This is a genomic window from Allobosea sp. CRIB-10 (genome assembly GCF_900112185.1).
Taxonomy (GTDB): Bacteria; Pseudomonadota; Alphaproteobacteria; order Rhizobiales; family Beijerinckiaceae; genus Allobosea.
The window spans coordinates 55,481-74,498 of record NZ_FOKP01000005.1 but is presented as its reverse complement, the minus strand read 5'-3'; the positions used below and the strand labels follow the sequence as shown (position 1 = coordinate 74,498).

Below are 19,018 nucleotides of genomic sequence, written 5' to 3'. Positions count from 1 at the left end.
TTGGCCGCAGTTAAACTCTTCCGGTAACTCCGCTTTAGAGTGGAATCGACATGGCCGGTGAGAGGTTAAGGGCGAGTCGCCTTGCTTCGTCACGCGGAAGTCCGAAGTGTTCGATCATGGCCTCGAATAGGTGAGGCTCGGGCTGCCCCAGGGCCAACCGGTAGTTCACCAGTTCGTCCTCCAGCCGTTTTAGCCGTAATCCCCCCAGGCTGAAAGGCATCGAGAAGGTGATGCTGGTCGGATTGTGGCCGGCCGGCGACCACCAGCGCTCCAAGCCGAGACCATCGCGTTTCGCGACGCGCGCGGTATCGAAAATCGCCTGGAAAGGGCTGGACCATGCCGCCGAGGCGCCTGCGCCATACCGCTCGGCCAGCGCCCGTCGCACCGCCAGGCTCGCATACCGCGATATGCGTCCTTCACGCTGCTCGAAATCCACCGCGTTCCGAGGCAGGTCCCAATGGACAACGCGGTCGCACCACACGTGGAAGTCGAGGCCCTCCTGCCCGATCGACGTCGTCGCCAGCACGTGCGGCCAGAACGGCGAATTGAAGCCGTCCCGCAGAATGTCGGATCGAAGCTTTTGATTTGCCCCCGACCTGTCTTTACGGCGTTCGGCTCCGAGGTAGGGGACGGCAGCGTGAACGCGCGCGGACCGCGCCCCGCGCGTCGTGCGCCGTTGGACCCGTCCAGGTCTCCCCACAATGCATTTCTCGAGGATGTCGAGCGCGCCGCCGCTGCCGACGAGCTTGGTCACCGCGACGTGCTCATCGAGGGTCGCCTCAAGGCCCCCTTCGAATACCGCTTGCCGAAGCGATTCCGGATAACCGCCGGTTTTATTGCGTCGCTTGCGGTGCCCCACCGACCCGGCGAATTGGCGCTGACCGAGATATGGCCGCAGCTGACCCCAAGCGAACCGGAATTCTCGCTTCAAGTGGTCCTTGTCTCGCGCCACGTCGGGCTCGTGCCTGCGGAGCGTCCGCGCGACGACGATACCTGGCGCGCCCAGCATCCAGTCGGCCAGCGCTATGATCTCAGATTTCGTCGCGCTCATCGAAGTGGCCTTCCGAAGCCAGGACTCCGGCTCGACGAGTTTTCCGAGTTGCCGTAGCGCCGCCGTGACTGGGGCGGCCTCGCCGAGTGCCTGCTCCAAGTCGAACGCCAGACGCCACGGTTTGCGAGGCGAACCGCCGGCAGGCGCGACCGAGATGCCCCTACCCTTTAGCCATTGCCCCAGGTCCGATCGAGCCCTGCGCCTGACCTCGTTGAGGCCGAGCCTGTCGCCCCTCGCCGGCTCGAATGCGCGCGACAACGTGGGAAACGGCATGAATAGCGCGACGAGCGGCCAAGGCGCCTTCGCGGACGGACGCAGGAAAGCCGTCGTTTTCGCCTTGTCCCGTCGATGCTCCGTCCGTCGGTCCACCTCGCCGCTCAGCCACGCGGCGACAGCCGTCGGGGTGCCCTTGTATCGGCTGAAGAGAAGCGCCTTTCCGTGGAGCCGCCCCGTCGACGCCAACTCGCCCCAGCGCCCGCCGAGCGTCCACCAGGGCCGCGTCGGAGCAAGCCAAGGCAGCGTCAGCGCATCCAAGTCGATGGTTGACGGCTTCGGGATGCGGTTGTCGACCAGCGCACGAAGGTGCGGATGCGCCGGCCGCTCCCCGCCCGAAGCGATTGTACTCGCCGGCAGATGAGTATTGAGCGCCTTGCAGATGTTGTAGTTGAAGAGCGTCTCGGCCGGATAAGGCACCGAAGACCAGAGTGGCTGGACCCAGGAGCGCAACGCGCCCTTCGTCTTCGCGACACGATGGGCGAGATGGCGAAACGTGGTGAGATCCCCGGGCTCGACGACAGCTTCGTTGACAAGACGGTCGAAAACCTCGCCGCCGATCGCGGTGGCGCGTTCGGTTCGCGCGATCACCGGCCGAAGCGCCGCCTCCAACTCGCGTTTCGCCCCTTCGACCTCGGCCAGCGCGGATGGCTTGTCGTCGCGACGCGCCAAAGCGGAATGGTGGGCTCGGATGGCGCTCTCTGCCAGATCGGCCTGGCTCGAGCCCGCCGCCCCGTGAAGGAAGCGCACGAGACCGATCAAATGGCCGTACCGATCGCCAGGGACCGCCCCTTGGTCGAGCCGGTGCAGTCGGTACGGCGTCGCCGAGAGCAGCAACAGCGCCGGACCGTTTACGCCGTCGCCGATAAGGGCTTCCACAAGCTTCCTTTGAATTTGGTGCAGCTCCGCCGCGTGGGGATCAGTCGGTACCGTGCCGGCCGGCATGATCAGGTCCGCATAGCGATGGAACTCGTCGAGTATGAGCAGGTCCGGTCGGATGAGCGGGTCGCGCAAGGCCGCCATCGCCAGCGCTGCGCGGCAGCGTAGGATTACCTCTGGAAGAGGGTTCTTCCAACAAGCGAGGCGTTCCTGGAGACCCAGGTCGAGCTTCTTCCGCTCAAGCCCCATCAGCTCCCGTAAGGCAGCCTCGAACGGGCGCTTCACGTACGATGGCGGCTCGCCGAGGTTCGACCCGAACAAGCGCCGCTTGCTCCCGTCGCGAGCACGGTCGAAGGTTCGGATCTGGCGCCATGCGGTGGGAGCCGCCTTCAGGAGGAGCGACCCGATCAGATCGCGCTCAGCCGTGCGCCCTGTGCGCTGCCCGGGCTTCCATCCGGGCAGGCTCGTCTCCGGCGTGTAGGAGTAGATGCGATAATCCGTTCGACCAGGCGACGGCCTCTTGCCGAGCACCAGGGACAACCGGTCCTCGGGTTTGGGCCAGTTCTCCTGCAGTGCCATCAGCTTGCCCAGGTTCTGCGACGCGATGTCCAGGTTGGGGCACATGTAGACGACGTTCAGCGCCCTGCCCTTTTGCAGTTGAAGCTTCGAGGCGATCGCCCTTGCGGACACCGTCTTGCCCAATCCCACCTCGTCCGCGATGAGGAAGCGATGGCTCCCGCCCGGCCTCGTCAACGCCTCGACGGCGGCCTCCACGGTCGCCTCTTGGAATCGTTCCAGAGTCATGGCGCATCGCCGATCTCGGCGCGGATCTGCGACCAAAAGGTTCGGATCTGGGTCCACTGCGCTGTCGCGGCAGCGTCGCGCTCCTCCTCCGGCGTCTGGGCAAGCTCGGTTTCCAAGGCGGCCAGGACATCCTCGAGCCGGCGTGCGCGCCGCTCGAATTCCTCCGGATCTTTCGCCCAGGCCGCCAATACTTCCTCCATTGCGAGCGGAAGCCCGTCCCCTGCTCCGGCGTACTCCGAGCCAGCCCAACGGCGCGCGCCCGTCCACGTGGTCGCCTCGGCGCCGACCAGGTTCTCCAGTTGCGAACGGACCCACACACCGGCGCCCTTCAGGCCGATATAGGAGGCCTTCGCCGCGCGGTCGCGCCCATCCGCATCGTGCCCGGGAAAGGGCACGGCTTGTGCCCAGGTTCGGGCCGGACAGTCCTTCTGCTGGCGCTCCGCACGGAAGCAGACCAACACCGTCTCTTCCTTTTGCGGCAGCGCGCCGCGAACAAGCCTCACGGTGGTCGTACCCTCGGACCATAGAACTGTCGCGTTGGGTCGGGTCAGCAACCACGCCGTCAGGGAATGCTGGCGGAGAAAAGCGTCGATGGAGGTCGCGCTCGTCAGAGTGATCCCGTCCATGTCGCGGCAAAGCTTCAACTCGGCCTGCAACACCGCGGCGATCGCGCTGTCCAGCGCGCGCTCGGCCGCGCGCTGACTCGCAAGCTCGGGGTCGCCCTCGACCGAACCCGGGTCGAACGGCAAACCGTCCCGCGCGAAATCGATGAGTGACTTCGCCGTCGCCTTCGGCACGTCGAGCTCGGCCATGACCTCGGCGTTCGGTCCCAACATGCCGCGACCTGTCAGGTTGGCGCTGCCGATCCAGAGCCTGCTGACGTCGCCGTTCTGGCGAAGGAGCAACTTCGCATGCAGACCCGCCGGTTCGGGCAGCGAAACGCCGTCTACCTCAGCGGCTGCGACGGGAGGCTCGACCGGCATCTCGACGCCGAAGGTCGGAGGGCGGTCGGTGGCAATCGCCAAACCAGGCCGAGCGGCAAGACCGGTCGCTGCATCGAGCGTGGTGAGCAAGATCGCCGCTGGAGCCCAGCCGAACGACCCGACGCCTGAATTATCGACAAACGGGGAGATCGCGACCGCGAGGGTGGCCGCTTTCAGCGAAGTTTTGAACGGCTTCTGTTGGCCGGCGCGCCGCCACTGCAAGCCGCGGAAGCCAACCCCGTCGGGTGCGTGCCATCGTACGCGCCCAAGCTCCGCCCCGAACGCAGCCATCCAAGGCACCGGCGCCAGCAGATCCCGCGCCATTTCCACGACGTCACCAGCGCGCTTGCCCGCCGAGCCGCCTACCTTGCCAACCAGCAAGAGACCGGCCTCCCGGTCCTGGCCTCCCGTGAGGTTCCTGCTGCCGATCCAGAGCTTCCAGCGCACGGTCGCCCGAGGGCCCAGATAGCGGGCCAGCGCGAACTTGGGGTGATACGACGATCCCGCGGGGGGCTGCACCGCGTGGATGCGACGGTCGAACATGTGTAGCACGCCGTAGGAGCGCACGGCCGGTTTCAGGCGGTCTTTCTGATAGACGATTGCGATGCGGGGGGCGACGGCCTCCAGGGCGTCGACCAAGCTGATCGGGCCGGCCTCGAGTTCCTGCTCCCCTGCCCGGCTGAGGGACAGGACCAGCGCCGCCATTGCAACTAGGTCGAGGGAGTACGTCGCGAAGGCTGCTCGGTCGAGCGTCTGGTCCGCAGCCGGTCTCAGCGCCTCGAAGACGGAATATGTGGCGTCCTGTTCGAAGCCGGAAGCGGTCACCGGCCGGCCAACTGATCGAGGAAGGCGGACACATGGCCCCACCTGTACGTCAGCGGCGCCGAAGCGCGGGGCCGCCAGCCCTGTCGACGTTCATCGCCACTGCGGGCGAGCAGCGCCCGACCGGGCTTCTGGGCCTCTTCCCGTTCGCGATAAACGTTCGCTAGCGCGCCGACGTCGCCCGCACCCTTGCGCAGCCAATCCTGAGTTTCGTGGATCAGATCACCTAGCTTGTTTGCCTCCGCTGCATCCTGCACCAACCCGGGCATTTCCAACTTCAACGCTTGCTCGCCATGTTCGACGATGGACTCGTCGAGCCAGCGACGAGCGTCCCGGGCCTCGTTGCAGTCGTCGTCCTTCATCGACTGCACGAGCGCCGTGTGCACGGAGCGTGCGATAGCCGCGACCGAGCCCGCCTGCCTCGCTCGCTCCATGCTGGTCTTCTCGTCGGAGTGGAGCAGCGAAACGACGCCTCGGTCATACATAGAACCCGGCGACGCCACGCGACGCTCGGCGAGGCGCGAAAGCAGGGTCGGACGGCCGTGGCCGTCACGGGGCTTTCGCCAAGCGCGTCGGATCCGGCCTGCCTCGTCCGTCTTCGTGTCCAGCTCGAAGTCGAGCGGCTCATTGACCGCACGCCATTTGGCTGGCATTGGCGGCGCGTCCAGGAAAAGTGGCCCCGGCGGCTCTGCATCGACCTCCGGCCGGGGGCCCCGGCCGGATAGTTCCTCCCAGCGGGCATGGATCTCTGCGCGGCCGGGTGCGTCTCGGCCAGCCCCGAGTGGCTTCACCAAATTCCAGCTACGCATGGCGTTCCAGTAGACCGCGCTCGGCTTGACCACCGGGCTGCGTCCTACCCGGAGCACACGCCCCCCGATCACGCCGTGACCATCCCCGGAGCCGTAATGCCGAAGCAGCCGGTGACCGGTCCGGTCCTCAATCCGATCCAGATCGCCGCGCGGGAACGGCTTGCCGCCTTCGCGTTGCTGAAGTTCCAGGTAGCTCCAGCACGTGAACCACACGTACCGCAGCTGGGTCTGCTGGACAGAGGTACCGGGAAAGAAGCGATCGGCGTAGGCGAAATGGACGACGCCGAAGCCGAGCTCGTCACGCGTCCCGTCCGGACCGATGTCGGCGAGCGCCTGCTCCGCCGTGCGCCGCTCCTTCTGCGACAGCCAAACCCAACCGAGTTGCGGTTCCAACCCGTCCCCTCATCCACAGTCTGATCGGTCATAGGCCAATATTGACACGACGCACTCTCGTCGTCTCCGTAACATACTTCAACATCGCGCTCTTAACAGCTCAGAATACGCTCACGCTCAGCGATCCCAGCGGTGTGGCACTACTAAACTTCCGCAGCGTGCCGAAGCACGCAACGCCCCCTCGCCTGCGCATAAATCTTAACGAAAACAACGTTGTAAGCGGCTAATCCGCAGGCCAGCTACCATGCCCGCTCATACACGACGCCCCCATCTGAGCAGCGGCTTCCACGGCGCTCAGGGTCCAAATCGGCCACAACTGGACATTGGAACAGCGTCAGAGGCGGAGACGCTAGATCATCCGAAAGTTGCAGTAAATTTCCCACCTTTTTTTGAGAGTCCTGGCAGCAAACGCACTCGCTGCGATCGACCGGATATGTATGGTGGCCAAGAGGGGCCGAATTTGACTGCCCCAGTCTCAACCACAAGCTGCAGGCCTGCGTTCTCAAGATGGCTAGCCAAAACAACGATCGGCTACAGAAGCTGTACGAAGGATTGCGCGAGCGGTTGCTCGACATGTCTCTCCGCAACCCTTTGCTAAGCTACAAGCACCGGCCCGCGTCGAAGAAGCAGCTCCAGATCGTCGACGAGGTTCCGGAGGCCGTCTACGATCTGCTGACGGGCGGTACGAGCCTCGAGGTCCAGCCCCTGCCGGAACCGGATGATATTCCGCAAGATGAGCGGGAAGAGGATTTCGCTTCAGCGCTGGAGCATGCCAAGGTCTCGGACCTCGAATACCTTACTAAGATCGAGGCCCTCGAAAGCCAGGGCCGGGACGATGAGATCGAACTGGCGCGCGCCGAGCGCGATTTGCGTGACAAGATCCGCCAGCAACTTGGCCTTCTTCCCCGCCCCACGAAAAGCACGATCAATCCTTCGGAACACGCCAAATCATTGGGGATCGACCCGTCGATCGAACTCCAGCCAACAGCGGCCAAGGACTCTCATTCCGACAAGAAGCTCCAATCTCTCAAGTGGCCTGAGAATCTCGAAAGCGTTCTGGAACGCATTGCCGACGATGCACGTCTGGCCGAGCAAGAGACCGGGCTCTCTACCCTCTTCATGGTTTTTGGCTTCCTGGAATGGTGCGAGAAGGAGGGCAGCAAGAAGCTTTTCGCGCCCCTCATGCTGCTCCCGGTCAAGCTGGAGAAACGGAAAGGCGCCAGGGGCAAGATCATCTTCTCGCTGTCCGCGATGGCGGAGTCGGCCGAGTCCAACCTCAGCCTTCAAACTAAGGTGCAAAGAGACTTCGCGCGGCAAATCCCTGACCTCGAAACCAGCGAGGATGAAGCCGGCTCGGTCGAGGCCTATTTTGCAAAGGTCTCGGAAGCGATCGAGGGCCTGAAGGGCTGGCACGTCCGGCGCTGGTTGACGCTGGGGCACTTCGCCTTTGGCCGCTTCGCGATGTACGCAGATCTGGCGCCCGGCAATTGGGCCGCTCATCCGGTGACGGACTCGTTGGTCGGCTCGATCGTCAGCGGCACAGAACTTTCCGGCGATGCCGGGAGCTCGCTATTCACGCCGCCCGAGGATTATCAGATTGACGAGCCGGAAACCGAAAAGCTGGCACCCATCCTGATCCACGATGCCGATGCTTCTCAGCATAGCGCCCTCGTCGATGCGATGAAGTCGAAGAACCTGGTCATCCAGGGCCCGCCGGGCACGGGGAAATCGCAGACAATCACCAACATCATCGCCAACGTTTTGGCGGCCGACAAAACAGTCCTCTTCCTTGCGGAGAAGCAGGCCGCGCTGGAGGTGGTGAAGAGGCGCCTGGTCAAGGCGGGCATCGGTGACTTCTGCCTGGAGTTGCACTCCGAAAAGGCGACGCCTCGCCTCGTTGTCGAGAGCCTCAAGCAACGCATGACACTCGGCCTTGGCCGCAAGGGCCCAGCCAGCACAACATGGGATCCTACCTGGGGGGAAAACCGCCAGGAAATCGCCTCCTACGTCAATGCGCTTCATGCACCCAAAGAAGATGGCCAAACTCCGTTCGATCTGATCTGGCGGTCTTTGCGCGCTCGCAGTCAGGTGGGTCCGGCTATCCACGAGATGCGTTCGGTAGCGCTCCCCGAAATTCTGCTCGCCGGCGGCCCCGCATACGAGGCGTCACAGGGCTCGATTTCGCTCTACGGCGATCTGGCAACGCGTTTCGCAGCAACCTATTCTCTGCCGCAGCTATCGCCTTGGTCTAGGCTGACCTTCGATCAGGATCGCCGCCCGAATACGGCGATCCTAGTGGAGGATCTCGCACGTCTGAAGCGTGTGACCGACGAGGTCGCCGCAACGGCCGCACAGGTAAAGGCTCTGGGGCCAGCGAGCTTCGAGGACCTCGCGCAGCTGGTGGAGCTCAATGAGCTTCTAAGCCACGACGTGCCTGACGACGCCTTGATCGACGCCGTCCATGATCTGCAGCCGGCAGCGGTCGCCGACCTCATCACCGTGCAGCGGGAGCGTTGGAAGCTAGAAGCGCAGCTCACAGGTCGCGAGTGGGCCGCCGATATCACGTCGGCTGAGGCATCGCGGATCAGGGCGGTGAAGGCCGCTGCCGATCTCGCTGCAGTCAACGAAATGCAGCCTGGCGAGATCTACGCCTGGGCAACTGAGCACGCGGCCGCAGCAGACGCAGTCTGCAAGGCATTCGACAAGCTCGCTCCGGCGATCGAAATTCTCGGCGATCCAGAAAGCACGCCGTCCTGTTCGCCGCTGGCGATCATGCTCGCTGCAAAGACCGCAAGCATGCTTGATCAAGGCACGAGGGGCTGGTTCGCCTCGCTTGCGACCACACCGGCCGGAGCTCTGCGCGCCGCCAAGACCGAATGGTCGGATATCATGGCCGAGGAGGCCCGCTGGCGCGGACGCTTTCCGGCTCGCATGGGCGCATGGCCGACGCGCGACGAGTTGCTGACGGCTGCGGATGTCGCAGCCAAGGGATCCTTTGGTCGCTTGGTCGGCTCGCTGACCGGCGAGAGCAAAATCTTGGCGGCGATCCTGCAAAGGCTCGGGATTACACCCGGCGTCCGAGTACCGCCCGAGGACCTCAGCGGGCTTGGACAACATGTCCAGGCCATCTCTGCTTTCCTCAATAATCGCGCTCACCAGCAGCTTTTCGGCTCGCTGTGGGATGGTCTTGAAACGCCGATCGAACGAATCTGCGCTGTCGACGATGGCCGAACAGCCGCCCTCGCCCGCGTCGAGGAAACACTCGGTGGCAAGGCGATCGCGGAGCGTGTCCGCAGTCTCGATGCCGCCGGGCTGATGGCGCTGGGTCAGGAGTTCGAACGCTGCCGCGCCGCGGTCACCGAAATCGGCGACAATAAGAACCTGCTCGATGAGCAATCCGTCGCCGACAAGATCGTGTCGCTCAGAACGTCCAGGATTTCGGCTACGACGATCCTGGGACTAGATCCTGACCGAGAGCTGGAACGGTTCAACTACAGCCTAGAGGAACTCGCCGCTGCGCTGCAGTTGCAGTCTCAGCTGCGCGATGTCGAGGCCCGCCTCGCCGCACATCCTCTGAAGGACAAGGTCGACCAGCTGGCCTCAACCGCTGCTGCGATCGAAATGTCCCAACAGGCTTTGTCCTGGATCGAAACCGTCCGATCGAACGTGCCTCCCTCCGCCGCCCTTGAAGCACTGACATCGATCGGTGCAGCCAAGGTCCGGCATGAACTCCGATTGACAGCCCCTCAGCTTGGCAGCGGGTTGGAGAAACTCAGGGAGCGAACTGCCGACCTAGCGACGAACCACGGTGTTGCCGGACTTGTCACGACCAATCCTGAGGGTCTCATTGACCAGCTGCAAAACCTGATCCCACGCCGAGACGAGCTGAGCGATTATCTCGCCCTGCACGACCAGCGCCTGGATCTCGCGCGAGGTGGACTGGATCCACTGCTGGCCAAAGCCGAGGAGCTCGGTGTGCCGCCAGCCCGGCTTGGCGAGTTGTACTCGGGGCTAGTCGCCCAGAAACGTGCTGACACCGCCAAACAGGCCAGTGCGGCCCTCAACCGGGCAGCGGGCTATCGGATCGAAGCGCGTCGCGAGAACTTTGCAGAGCGGGATCGACGCAAACTCGACGCCGACAGACGGCGCGTCAAAGAAAACCTCCTCGTCCGCATGCCGCCGGCCGGTAACCGCTATGGAAGCCGGAAGACCTGGACCGAGATGGAATTGCTGAGCAACGAGTTCGGTAAGGAGAAGAGGTTCGTGCCCGTCCGCGACGTCATGCAGCGTGCGGGACGGGCCGTTCAGGCACTGGCCCCGTGCTTCATGATGTCGCCGCTCTCGCTGGCGAAATTTCTGCCGGCTCGTGGACTGAGTTTCGACGTCCTCGTCATCGACGAGGCGTCCCAGATGCGCCCGGAGGACGCCCTCGGCGGTCTTCTTCGAGCCAAGCAGCTCATCGTGGTCGGCGATCAGAAGCAGCTGCCGCCTACCGACTTTTTCTCCAGGTCCGGCGAGCCCGTCCCCGTTGCGGACGATGAGGGGGACTTCGAGGACCTCGACGACGAGTCGATTTTGGAAGCCTGCCAGAAAACGTTTCGGGAGACCCGCCTACTGCGCTGGCACTATCGCAGCCGTTGCGAAAGCCTGATCAGCTTCTCCAACCGCGAGTTCTACAAGAGCGAGCTGATCTCTTTCCCTATGGCGAAGCCGGGATCCTTCTCGGTCGACCTCATCCGCGTGAACGGGCACAACCAAGCGCGCCGCAACCAAGCCGAGGCGCTGGCCGTGTCCGAGGAGGCCATCCTATTCATGCGACATCATGCAGAGGATCCTGTCGAGACGATCCCAACGCTGGGGATCGTTGCGGTCAACAGCGACCAGCGCGACCTGATCTTCGAAGAGATCCGAAGACTCGGTGCCGACGACCCATTCGTGGAGCTCTATCGCGAGAAGGTCGCCGAGCGCGGCGAACAGCTCTTCGTGAAGAACCTGGAGAACGTCCAAGGCGATGAGCGCGATTTCATCCTGATCTCGATGACATACGGCCCCAAGCCGGGCGCCGCGGTCGTGGCCCAGCGCTTCGGCCCCATCAACGGCAAGCAGGGCCACCGCCGCTTGAATGTGCTCTTCAGCCGGGCACGGATCCGCATCGGGCTTTTCACCTCGTTCGGCTCCGTCGACATCAAACCGCGGGAGACGAGTTCGGAGGGCGTACACGTTTTAAAGCGCTACCTCGAATACGCTGAGACGCGCGGGCAGATGGCAGGCAGCAGCCTCGGTCCCAATCCCGACTCTGATTTCGAGGTGGAGGTCGCCGATCGCCTGCGGGCGAAGGGCTACGAAGTCGATTACCAGATCGGCGTATCCGGGTTCAAAATCGATCTCGGCATCCGCCATCCGGATCATCGCGAGCGCTATCTCGCCGGCATCGAGTGCGACGGTGCCGCCTATCATTCCAGCAAGAGCGCCCGCGATCGCGACCGCCTGCGCGAAGAGGTTCTCTCCGGTCTCGGATGGCGCCTGCTTCGGGTTTGGTCGACCGATTGGTTCGACAATGCAGACCTTCAGACGCAGCGCCTCGTCGACCGCCTCGAGGAGCTGCGCCGGGCACCAGTGGTATACGAAGATGGCTACCGCTTCTCGGCGCTGCAGGATCTTCCCGCATCACCGCAGCCAATCGCCTTGGAAGAGGATGCCACCGATAGCGGCACGGAAGCGGCTGCATTCGAGCCCGAGCCTGTCGTGGCCGACGAAGACCCAACCGAACCGCCGGTCGAGAAACCGACTGCTCTTACTGGAAGCGGAAAGCTGAACGCGGTCGAACTCCACGCCGCCCTGCGTGAGTTCCGCGAGACAGTTATCGCAGTCCACACGCAGGATTGGGAGCCGCAGCGGTCCATTCTTCGTGAAGGAATGATTGAAGCGATCGTTTCGACCAGGCTCGACGATCCGGATGATTGGTACCGGAAGATCCCACCTTTCCAGAGGCAATCGACCAATCCCGCGGAGCGGAAGCATTATCTCGATGCCATCTGCGAGATCGTCTCGCGCCTCGATACAGAGGCGCGTCCGCCCAAACCACAACCGAAGCCCGAGTTTTCTCTGACAGCGCCCCCCGCGCTCAGCGCTGCGAAACAGGGAATGCTGTTTGGTCCCGGGCAGCCGATCGTCGTGCTGCAGGAAAATCGATCTACGCCGAAGCCACCCGCGGGGCCAGCCGTCTACCGGATCGCCGATGTTTCAGAAAGCGGCGTTAAACCCGTCGCCATCCGGTTTTATGATAACGGCTACCTGCCCGAGCTGAGCAGGATGATTGCCCACGTCGTGGCGATCGAAGGCCCGCTCTATCTCGACCAGCTGGTGACGCGGATCGCGCGCGCTCATGGTTACCAGCGCAATGGCGCAGCGATCGTTGAAAGGGTGACACGCGCCATTGATAATCGCTTCCCGCGCACGAAGGACGATGAGCGCGAGCTGATCTGGCCTGCCGGCACTGTGCCAACATCGATCCAGGCTTTCCGAAGATCGTCCGCCGACGAGCGCGATCACGGCGACATTCCATTGATCGAGCTGGCAAGCTTGGCACTTCCACATTTGAGGGCGGGCGGATTGTCCGATGAAGACATTCTGGAGCAAATGCGCGACCGTTTCGGCTTGGCTCGACTGCGAGAAGCGACGCGAGTTCGCTTCTTTGCGGCTATAGGCGTCGCGCGCGTACGACTACAGGAAACGTCATAAGGGACGGTTGATCGATGCATTAGCCTAGCACGCAGCCGACAACTCCACATCGTCCGTGTGCACGTTCCAAGCTGCCGGAGAAATCGACAGTTCTTTAATTGGCGATCCTGACATCTGCTGACATGCAACCGCTAGAAGACTGATGCGTCAGGTGGCAAAAGGCGGGGGCTTTTCAAACATGAGAAGGACGATCATCACGCACGGACAGCTCGCGAGCAGGGCTCTGCGTGTGGAATTGGCGAGGCAAGGCCAAGTCGGAGTGCTGGTGACGACATTCGAGCCCGTAGCGGCTCGGCTGGCTGGCGGCTTCACGCGCCCGATCGATCAAGACACGCTCAGGAAGGCGCTTCAGAAGGCTCTGCCGGCCACCGATCTCGGCGAGCTCGACGCGATTAAGGACCTCCCTGGCATGGTCGGCGCAGGCGCCACCACGCTTCACAAGGTATGGAGGGCCGGGATCGACCTTGGCGCTCGCGCGGGGCAGCCACGCATTGATGCGATCGCCGCCCTTCAGGAAGCTGTCTTCGCGGAATTGCCCGAGGGCATGCTCCCACCAGGCGAAATCGTTGAGCGCGCGAGGAAGCGGCTGCCCCAAGCGATGAAGATCCTCGGGCCCGTCCAGGTGCGCGGTCTTACCGACATGTCGCCTTGCTGGCGCCCCCTCTTTCTGGAACTCGCCGAGCACGTTGAGGTTCGCTGGGTTGCCGGGCCTCGGCATGTGCCGGAATGGTTGGCTGGCAGCCGGGTGATCATCGAGCACTCGCCGAGCTCCAGCCCGACATTGCAGGCGACAAGCGCTTCAACCGCATTGCACGAAGCGATCGAAGCACTTCGCTGGGCGCGCGAACTCATCGCTTCGGGGCGTGCGAAGCCTTCCGAAATCGCGATCGCGGCGGCGAGCCCCGGCGACTATGACGACCACTTTCTCACGCTGCGCGCCGACACCAATCTCGACCTGAAATTCGTCCACGGGACCAGCGCGCTTGCGAGCCGTGACGGCCAGGCAGCCGCGGCGCTCGCCGAGATCCTCGTTCGCGGCATCACTCACTCGCGGATGCGCCGGCTGGCCTCGCTCTGTCGCGGATGCGGCCTGTTCGAGCCGCTCCCGGAAGGCTGGCTGCGTGTTATCCCCGAGGATGCGCCGATGGCAACGCCGGCCTCATGGCAGCGGCTGTTCGCCAACCTGACGGCCGCAAGCTGGCCGGACGAGGTCGACCATACCGGCGAGCTGCGTCGCCTGGTGGACACGATCACCAGCTCTCTCGATGACGCCGAGGAGATCGGGCGCGCGGTGTTGCCGCCCACCGCGCTCACGATCTGGCGTCGCGGTGTCGAGGCCGGACCCGTCGTGGCCTTGCCGCTCAACCTTGAGGGCCTTCGGAGTCTCGAAGACAGCAAGGATGCGCCATCGTCTGTCGCCTGGATGCCAGCGTCGGCGCTCGCTGCGGCCCCTCGCCCGTTCGTCCGGTTGCTCGGGCTGACGTCGCGCGGGTGGCCGCGGATGGGAAGCGATGATCGGCTTCTGCCCGATCACGTCGTTCCGACAAGCGAGCTCTCGCCGCTTTCCATCGGCGTCGCCGATCGCCGCGACTTCGAGACGATTGCCGCGACCACGGAGAAGGAGCTGGTGCTCTCCAGGCCGCGTCGAGACGGCGAAGGACGCCTGCTCGGCAAGAGCCCTCTCCTGCACGGCCGCACGGCGGACGAGACCTATCTGCAGCGCAACGACGTGCCGGCCCATGCCATGAGCGAGGTCGACCGTATCACTGCGCGCTCTGCGGAGTTCCGCCTGACTCCTCTGGCTCGCTCGGCGGAAGGTTGCTGGGTCGACTGGTTCCGGGAGGAGGTCACCGCCCATGACGGCCTGATTCGTGCGCACCATCCGATGATCGACGGGCTGCTCGACAGGATGCAATCGGCGACGAGCCTCAAGCGACTGCTGCGCGATCCGCTCGGCTTCGTCTGGCGCTATGGCTTCGGATGGAAGACCCCGCGCGTCGGGATCGATCCGCTCACCCTCGACAATCGCGAGTTCGGCGAGATCCTGCACGGTGTCCTCGAAAAGACTGTCGTCGACCTCGAGGCGGAGGGCGGCTTGATCACAGCCGATGCCGCTTCCGTCCGGGCCGCAATCGATCGCGCTCTGGAGAACACCAGGGACAGCTTTGAGGCCGAGCGCGCCGTCCCGCCGGCGGCAATTTGGTCCCGCACCCTCGCCGAGGTGCGTGGGCTGGCGGTTGCGATCGTCCGGCCGGAGGATGAGGTTCCGCTTCCCGAGCAGCGCAGCTTCGCGGAAGTGCCGTTCTCGCGCGAGGACGTCGATGCCTCGATCGAGCTCCCATGGGATCCCGCTGAGGCCGTCACCATCCCGCTCGCGGGGTTCCGGATCACCGGCGCCATCGACAGGCTCAACATCTCCGGCGACGGCACGAAGGTGCGGGTCAACGATTACAAGACCGGCCGGCCACCGAGATCGGCGGACGAATACGTCCTCGACGGTGGCAAGGAGATCCAGCGCGCGCTCTATGCCTTCGCGGTGAAGCAGCTGCTCGGATCGGATATCGAGGTTGAGGCAGCGCTGAACTTCCCGCGTCACGGCCGAAGTCTGCCGCTGGCGAACGCCGACGAGGTTCTGGAGCAGCTCTCCATCTTCCTCGCCGCGGCGCGCTCGAACCTGCAGGGTGGACGCGCCCTGCCCGGTCCGGACACCGCGATCGCCTACAACGACCTTCGCTTCGCCCTGCCGGCGAATGCCGCGAAGTCCTGGTTCAACCGAAAGCGGGCTCCGGCCACGCTGGCGCTCGATGACGCGGCCGCCATCTGGGAGGTCAAGTGATGAACCCCCCTGTTCGCATCCTGTCGGATCAGCCGCAGCGTCTGGCCGCGATGACGGAGCATGATCGCTCGCTTCTGATCGAGGCCGGCGCCGGCTCCGGAAAGACTGCCGTCATGGCAGGTCGTGTGACCATGCTGCTGGCCGAGGGCGAGCAGCCCAAACGCATCGCAGCGGTCACCTTCACCGAGCTCGCAGCGAGTGAGCTGTTGGCGCGCGTGCGGTTGTTCGTCGAAAGGCTCGTCGCGGGAGACGTGCCGGTGGAGTTGAGGCTCGCCCTCCCGCATGGGCCGTCAGAGGCACAGCTCGGTCACCTGCGGAATGCTCTCGACGCGATCGATGAGCTGGTCTGCTCGACGATCCACGGCTTCGCGCAAAGGCTGATCAGCCCATACCCCGCCGAGGCGAACATCGATCCGGGCGCAGGTGTCGCGGACAGGAACGACGCCGAGCTCGCGTTCGTGGACCTGCGCGACGCCTGGATCCGCGAGCGGCTGGGCGAAGGCGGAAGCGATCTGCTGATCGAGCTGGTGGGGATCGACCCGGGCGAGACTGTCGCTTCGATCAACCGTGTCTCGGATGCGATGCGTCAACGCCGCGACGTGCTGCCGCCGCCTGCCCGGCCGCTGCCCGACCTGGTCGAAGGCTTTGCCTCTGCGGTCGCGGGATTTCGCAGCTTCCTCGCCGGGCTCTCCGTCTGGGATGAGGATACCCCGCTCTGGGTCACGGATTTGGAGGCCATGGCCGTCCAGGCGAATGAAGCAAATCGCGCCGCCGGCGCCAGGGCGTTCGCTCTCCTGATCTGCATCGAGCCTTCGGATCGGATTGCGACCAAGTCAGGTTCGCTGAGGGCCTATCAGCGGAAGACGGGCTGGAAGAACGCGGCCAAGGCAGGGGGTCTGTCCGTTTCCGAGAGCGATCGGCTTTCGATGGAAGCAGCAACCCACTACGCAGCCTGCAAGGACGCCTGGGGTGCGCTTGTCGTCGGTGTCGGAGCCCACCTTCTCTCAGCCTTGGTGCAGGAGGTGCGCCCGCTGCTGCAGCGTTTCCGGGATTACAAGCGCGAGGCTGCGCTGCTCGATTTCGACGACCTGATCTATGCGGCCCGCGATCTCCTGCGCGATCATGAACCGGTCCGGGTTGCGTTATCGCATCGCTATCGGCGGATCCTGGTCGACGAGTTTCAGGACACCGATCCGCTGCAGGCCGAGATCTTCTGGCGCCTTTGCGGCGAGGCTCCGACACCGGAGACGCCGTGGCAGCAGCGTGTGCTGCGGCCGGGCGCTCTTTTCCTCGTCGGGGATCCCAAGCAGGCAATCTATCGCTTCCGCGGGGCCGATGTGCGCGCCTATGTCGAGGCTCGCGAGGCGATCGCCGCACAGTCCGTCGACGACGTTCTCTCGATCGCGACGAACTTCCGGTCCTGCAGGTCGATCCTGGAGTTCGTGAACGGCCGCTTCGAGATGCCGCTGTCGGTCGAGAACGATCAACCGGGCTTCACCGCGCTCGATCATTTCCACGATGATGTCGGCAGCCACCCTTGCGTGACGGCGCTCGATGTCTGGGTCGACGAAGACGCAAACTCGGACGCCATCCGAAACGCGGAAGCCGAGGCTGTCGCCGAGACCTGCGCGCGCATGATCGGGAGCGCGGAGGTTGCCGATCATCGGACCGGAGAACGCCGCCTCTGTCGTGCCGGCGATATCGCGCTGCTCGCGCCGACGGGGACCGATCTCTGGCGCTATGAGGAGGCGCTGGAGCGCTACGGCATTCCCGTCGCCACCCAGGCCGGCAAGGGCTTCTTCTGGCGCCAGGAGATCCAGGACCTGATCGCGATCACTCGCGTGCTGGCAGATAGCCGCGACACGCTTGCCTTCGGCGCGCTTATGCGTGGTCCGGCGGTGGGGCTGACCGAAGAGGAATTGCTCGACATCGGCTTCGCCTTGCCGGACCACGAGAGTGGGCATGGGAAGGAGCGCTTCTCGCTGCGCACCGAGCCCCAGCTCGTCACCCACGTGGTCGCCAGGGACGTGCTGGAGCGCCTGCAGGGCCTCTGGCGCCGGAGTAACGCTACCACGCCCTACGATTTGCTCTCGCAGGCCGTGGCGGAGCTCCGTATCCGACCGACGCTGCTAACCCGCCACCAGGGCCAGGCCGAGCGCGCGCTCGCCAATGTCGATCTCTATCTCGGAATGTCCCGCAGCTACGTTGCTCGCGGCCTCAGGGCATTCGCAGAGGCGATGACGGCTGCCTGGGAGGATGAGGAGCGCGCTGGCGAGGGTCGGCCAGATGCGCAGGAACAATCAGTCTCGCTGATCACAATGCACTCATCAAAAGGCCTTGAGTGGCCCGTCGTCATTCCCGTGAACACCTCGACCGGTCTCAAGGAAGGCGTCGCGACCATCATCAGTCGCGAGACAGGGCAGCTCTACACGAAGGTCTTTGGGATCGCGCCCGATGGCTTCGCCGAGGCCGCTGATGACGAAAAGGCCGAGATCTCCCGTGAGCGCGTCCGTCTCTGGTACGTCGCCGCTACCCGGGCCCGGGAGCTCCTGATCGTGCCGCGCCCGTCGTCGGGCGTCGCAGGCGGAAGCTGGCTCGGCGTCGTGGACCTCGCGCTGAGCGATTTGCCGGCGCTCGATCTGTCGGCCAACGAGCCCGTGCTGCCGGCTTCGGCCGCGCCACGCGCGAACCAACAGACCCGCGAGCTCTTCGCAACGGAAGCGTCCCGGATCGTCGAGGCCACCCGCAGCCTGCATTGGAAGTCGCCTTCCCGACACGAGGATGCTGACAAGCCGGAGGCGGTCGAGGAAGCCTCTATCGTCGTCACCGCAACCGAGGAGACCGAGGCTCCCCCGCCGGCGATTCAGGGTGGCCGTATTCGCGGTCTGGTAATGCACAAGCTGGCCGAGGAGATCCTGACCGGCGAGGTCGCCGAAGAGGCCGCGGCGCTGGAAGCCCGAGCCCGCGAATTGCTGGCCGAGCTCGGAACAAGCGAGGCCGAAACCGCGTCCGACGGGTTCGTCGCCTCGGAGATGGCTGGAGCAGTCCTGCGAGCCTTCCAGCTGCCCGAGGTACTGGCTATCAGGGATCGCCTTGTTCCCGAATGCCATGTCTATGCCTTCGCGAACGATGGCAACGCCGACACCGTCACATACGGGATTGCCGATGCAATCGCCTTCGATGGCGCAAGCCCGACGCTGATCATCGACTGGAAGAGCGATGTAAACCCCGACGCCGCGACGATCCTCGCCTACCGCGGCCAGGTCAGCGATTACCTGAAAGCGACGGGCGTTCCTGTTGGGCTGATCGTCTTCCCTACCAGCGGTCAAACCGAACGAATTGAAGTCTCTGTTTAGGCGCGCGGATAGCCGCTGTCCTTACGGCTCGGACTGGCAGCGGTCGTCGCCGGCCATCGAGGGTCGAGGCA

At 64.4% G+C, this 19,018-nt stretch carries 6 protein-coding genes; 3 read left to right on the top strand and 3 right to left on the bottom strand.

Annotated features, from left to right (window positions below):
* Nucleotides 1–34: 34 nt before the first annotated feature.
* From BMZ69_RS08905 to BMZ69_RS08900, 3 genes are read right to left on the bottom strand one after another with little or no spacing between them, the layout of a single operon-like run.
* The gene (locus BMZ69_RS08905; RefSeq protein ID WP_175506726.1) at nt 35–3,007 is read right to left on the bottom strand and encodes a DEAD/DEAH box helicase; all 2,973 of its coding nucleotides are present in this window, start codon (nt 3,005–3,007) and stop codon (nt 35–37) included.
* Nucleotides 3,004–4,815, bottom strand: coding sequence for a phospholipase D-like domain-containing protein (locus BMZ69_RS31555; protein ID WP_175506725.1), 1,812 nt, complete (start codon nt 4,813–4,815; stop codon nt 3,004–3,006). The genes BMZ69_RS08905 and BMZ69_RS31555 overlap by 4 nt, the downstream gene beginning before the upstream one ends.
* Nucleotides 4,812–6,014 (bottom strand): DUF6361 family protein, encoded by a 1,203-nt coding sequence (locus tag BMZ69_RS08900; protein ID WP_092156217.1) that lies wholly within the window; start codon nt 6,012–6,014, stop codon nt 4,812–4,814. Before BMZ69_RS08900 ends, BMZ69_RS31555 begins: the two co-directional genes overlap by 4 nt.
* Before the next feature lie 507 nt (nt 6,015–6,521).
* Here BMZ69_RS08900 and BMZ69_RS08895 point away from each other — a divergent pair.
* From BMZ69_RS08895 to BMZ69_RS08885, 3 genes are all read left to right on the top strand, one after another.
* Nucleotides 6,522–12,755, top strand: coding sequence for a DUF3320 domain-containing protein (locus BMZ69_RS08895; RefSeq protein WP_092156216.1), 6,234 nt, complete (start codon nt 6,522–6,524; stop codon nt 12,753–12,755).
* A 265-nt stretch (nt 12,756–13,020) separates the two neighbouring features.
* The gene (locus tag BMZ69_RS08890) at nt 13,021–15,591 is read left to right on the top strand and encodes a PD-(D/E)XK nuclease family protein (RefSeq protein ID WP_348272460.1); all 2,571 of its coding nucleotides are present in this window, start codon (nt 13,021–13,023) and stop codon (nt 15,589–15,591) included.
* A complete protein-coding gene (locus tag BMZ69_RS08885) occupies nt 15,591–18,947 on the top strand; it encodes a UvrD-helicase domain-containing protein (RefSeq protein ID WP_092156214.1) in 3,357 nt (1,118 codons plus the stop codon). The genes BMZ69_RS08890 and BMZ69_RS08885 overlap by 1 nt, the downstream gene beginning before the upstream one ends.
* Nucleotides 18,948–19,018: the final 71 nt, after the last annotated feature.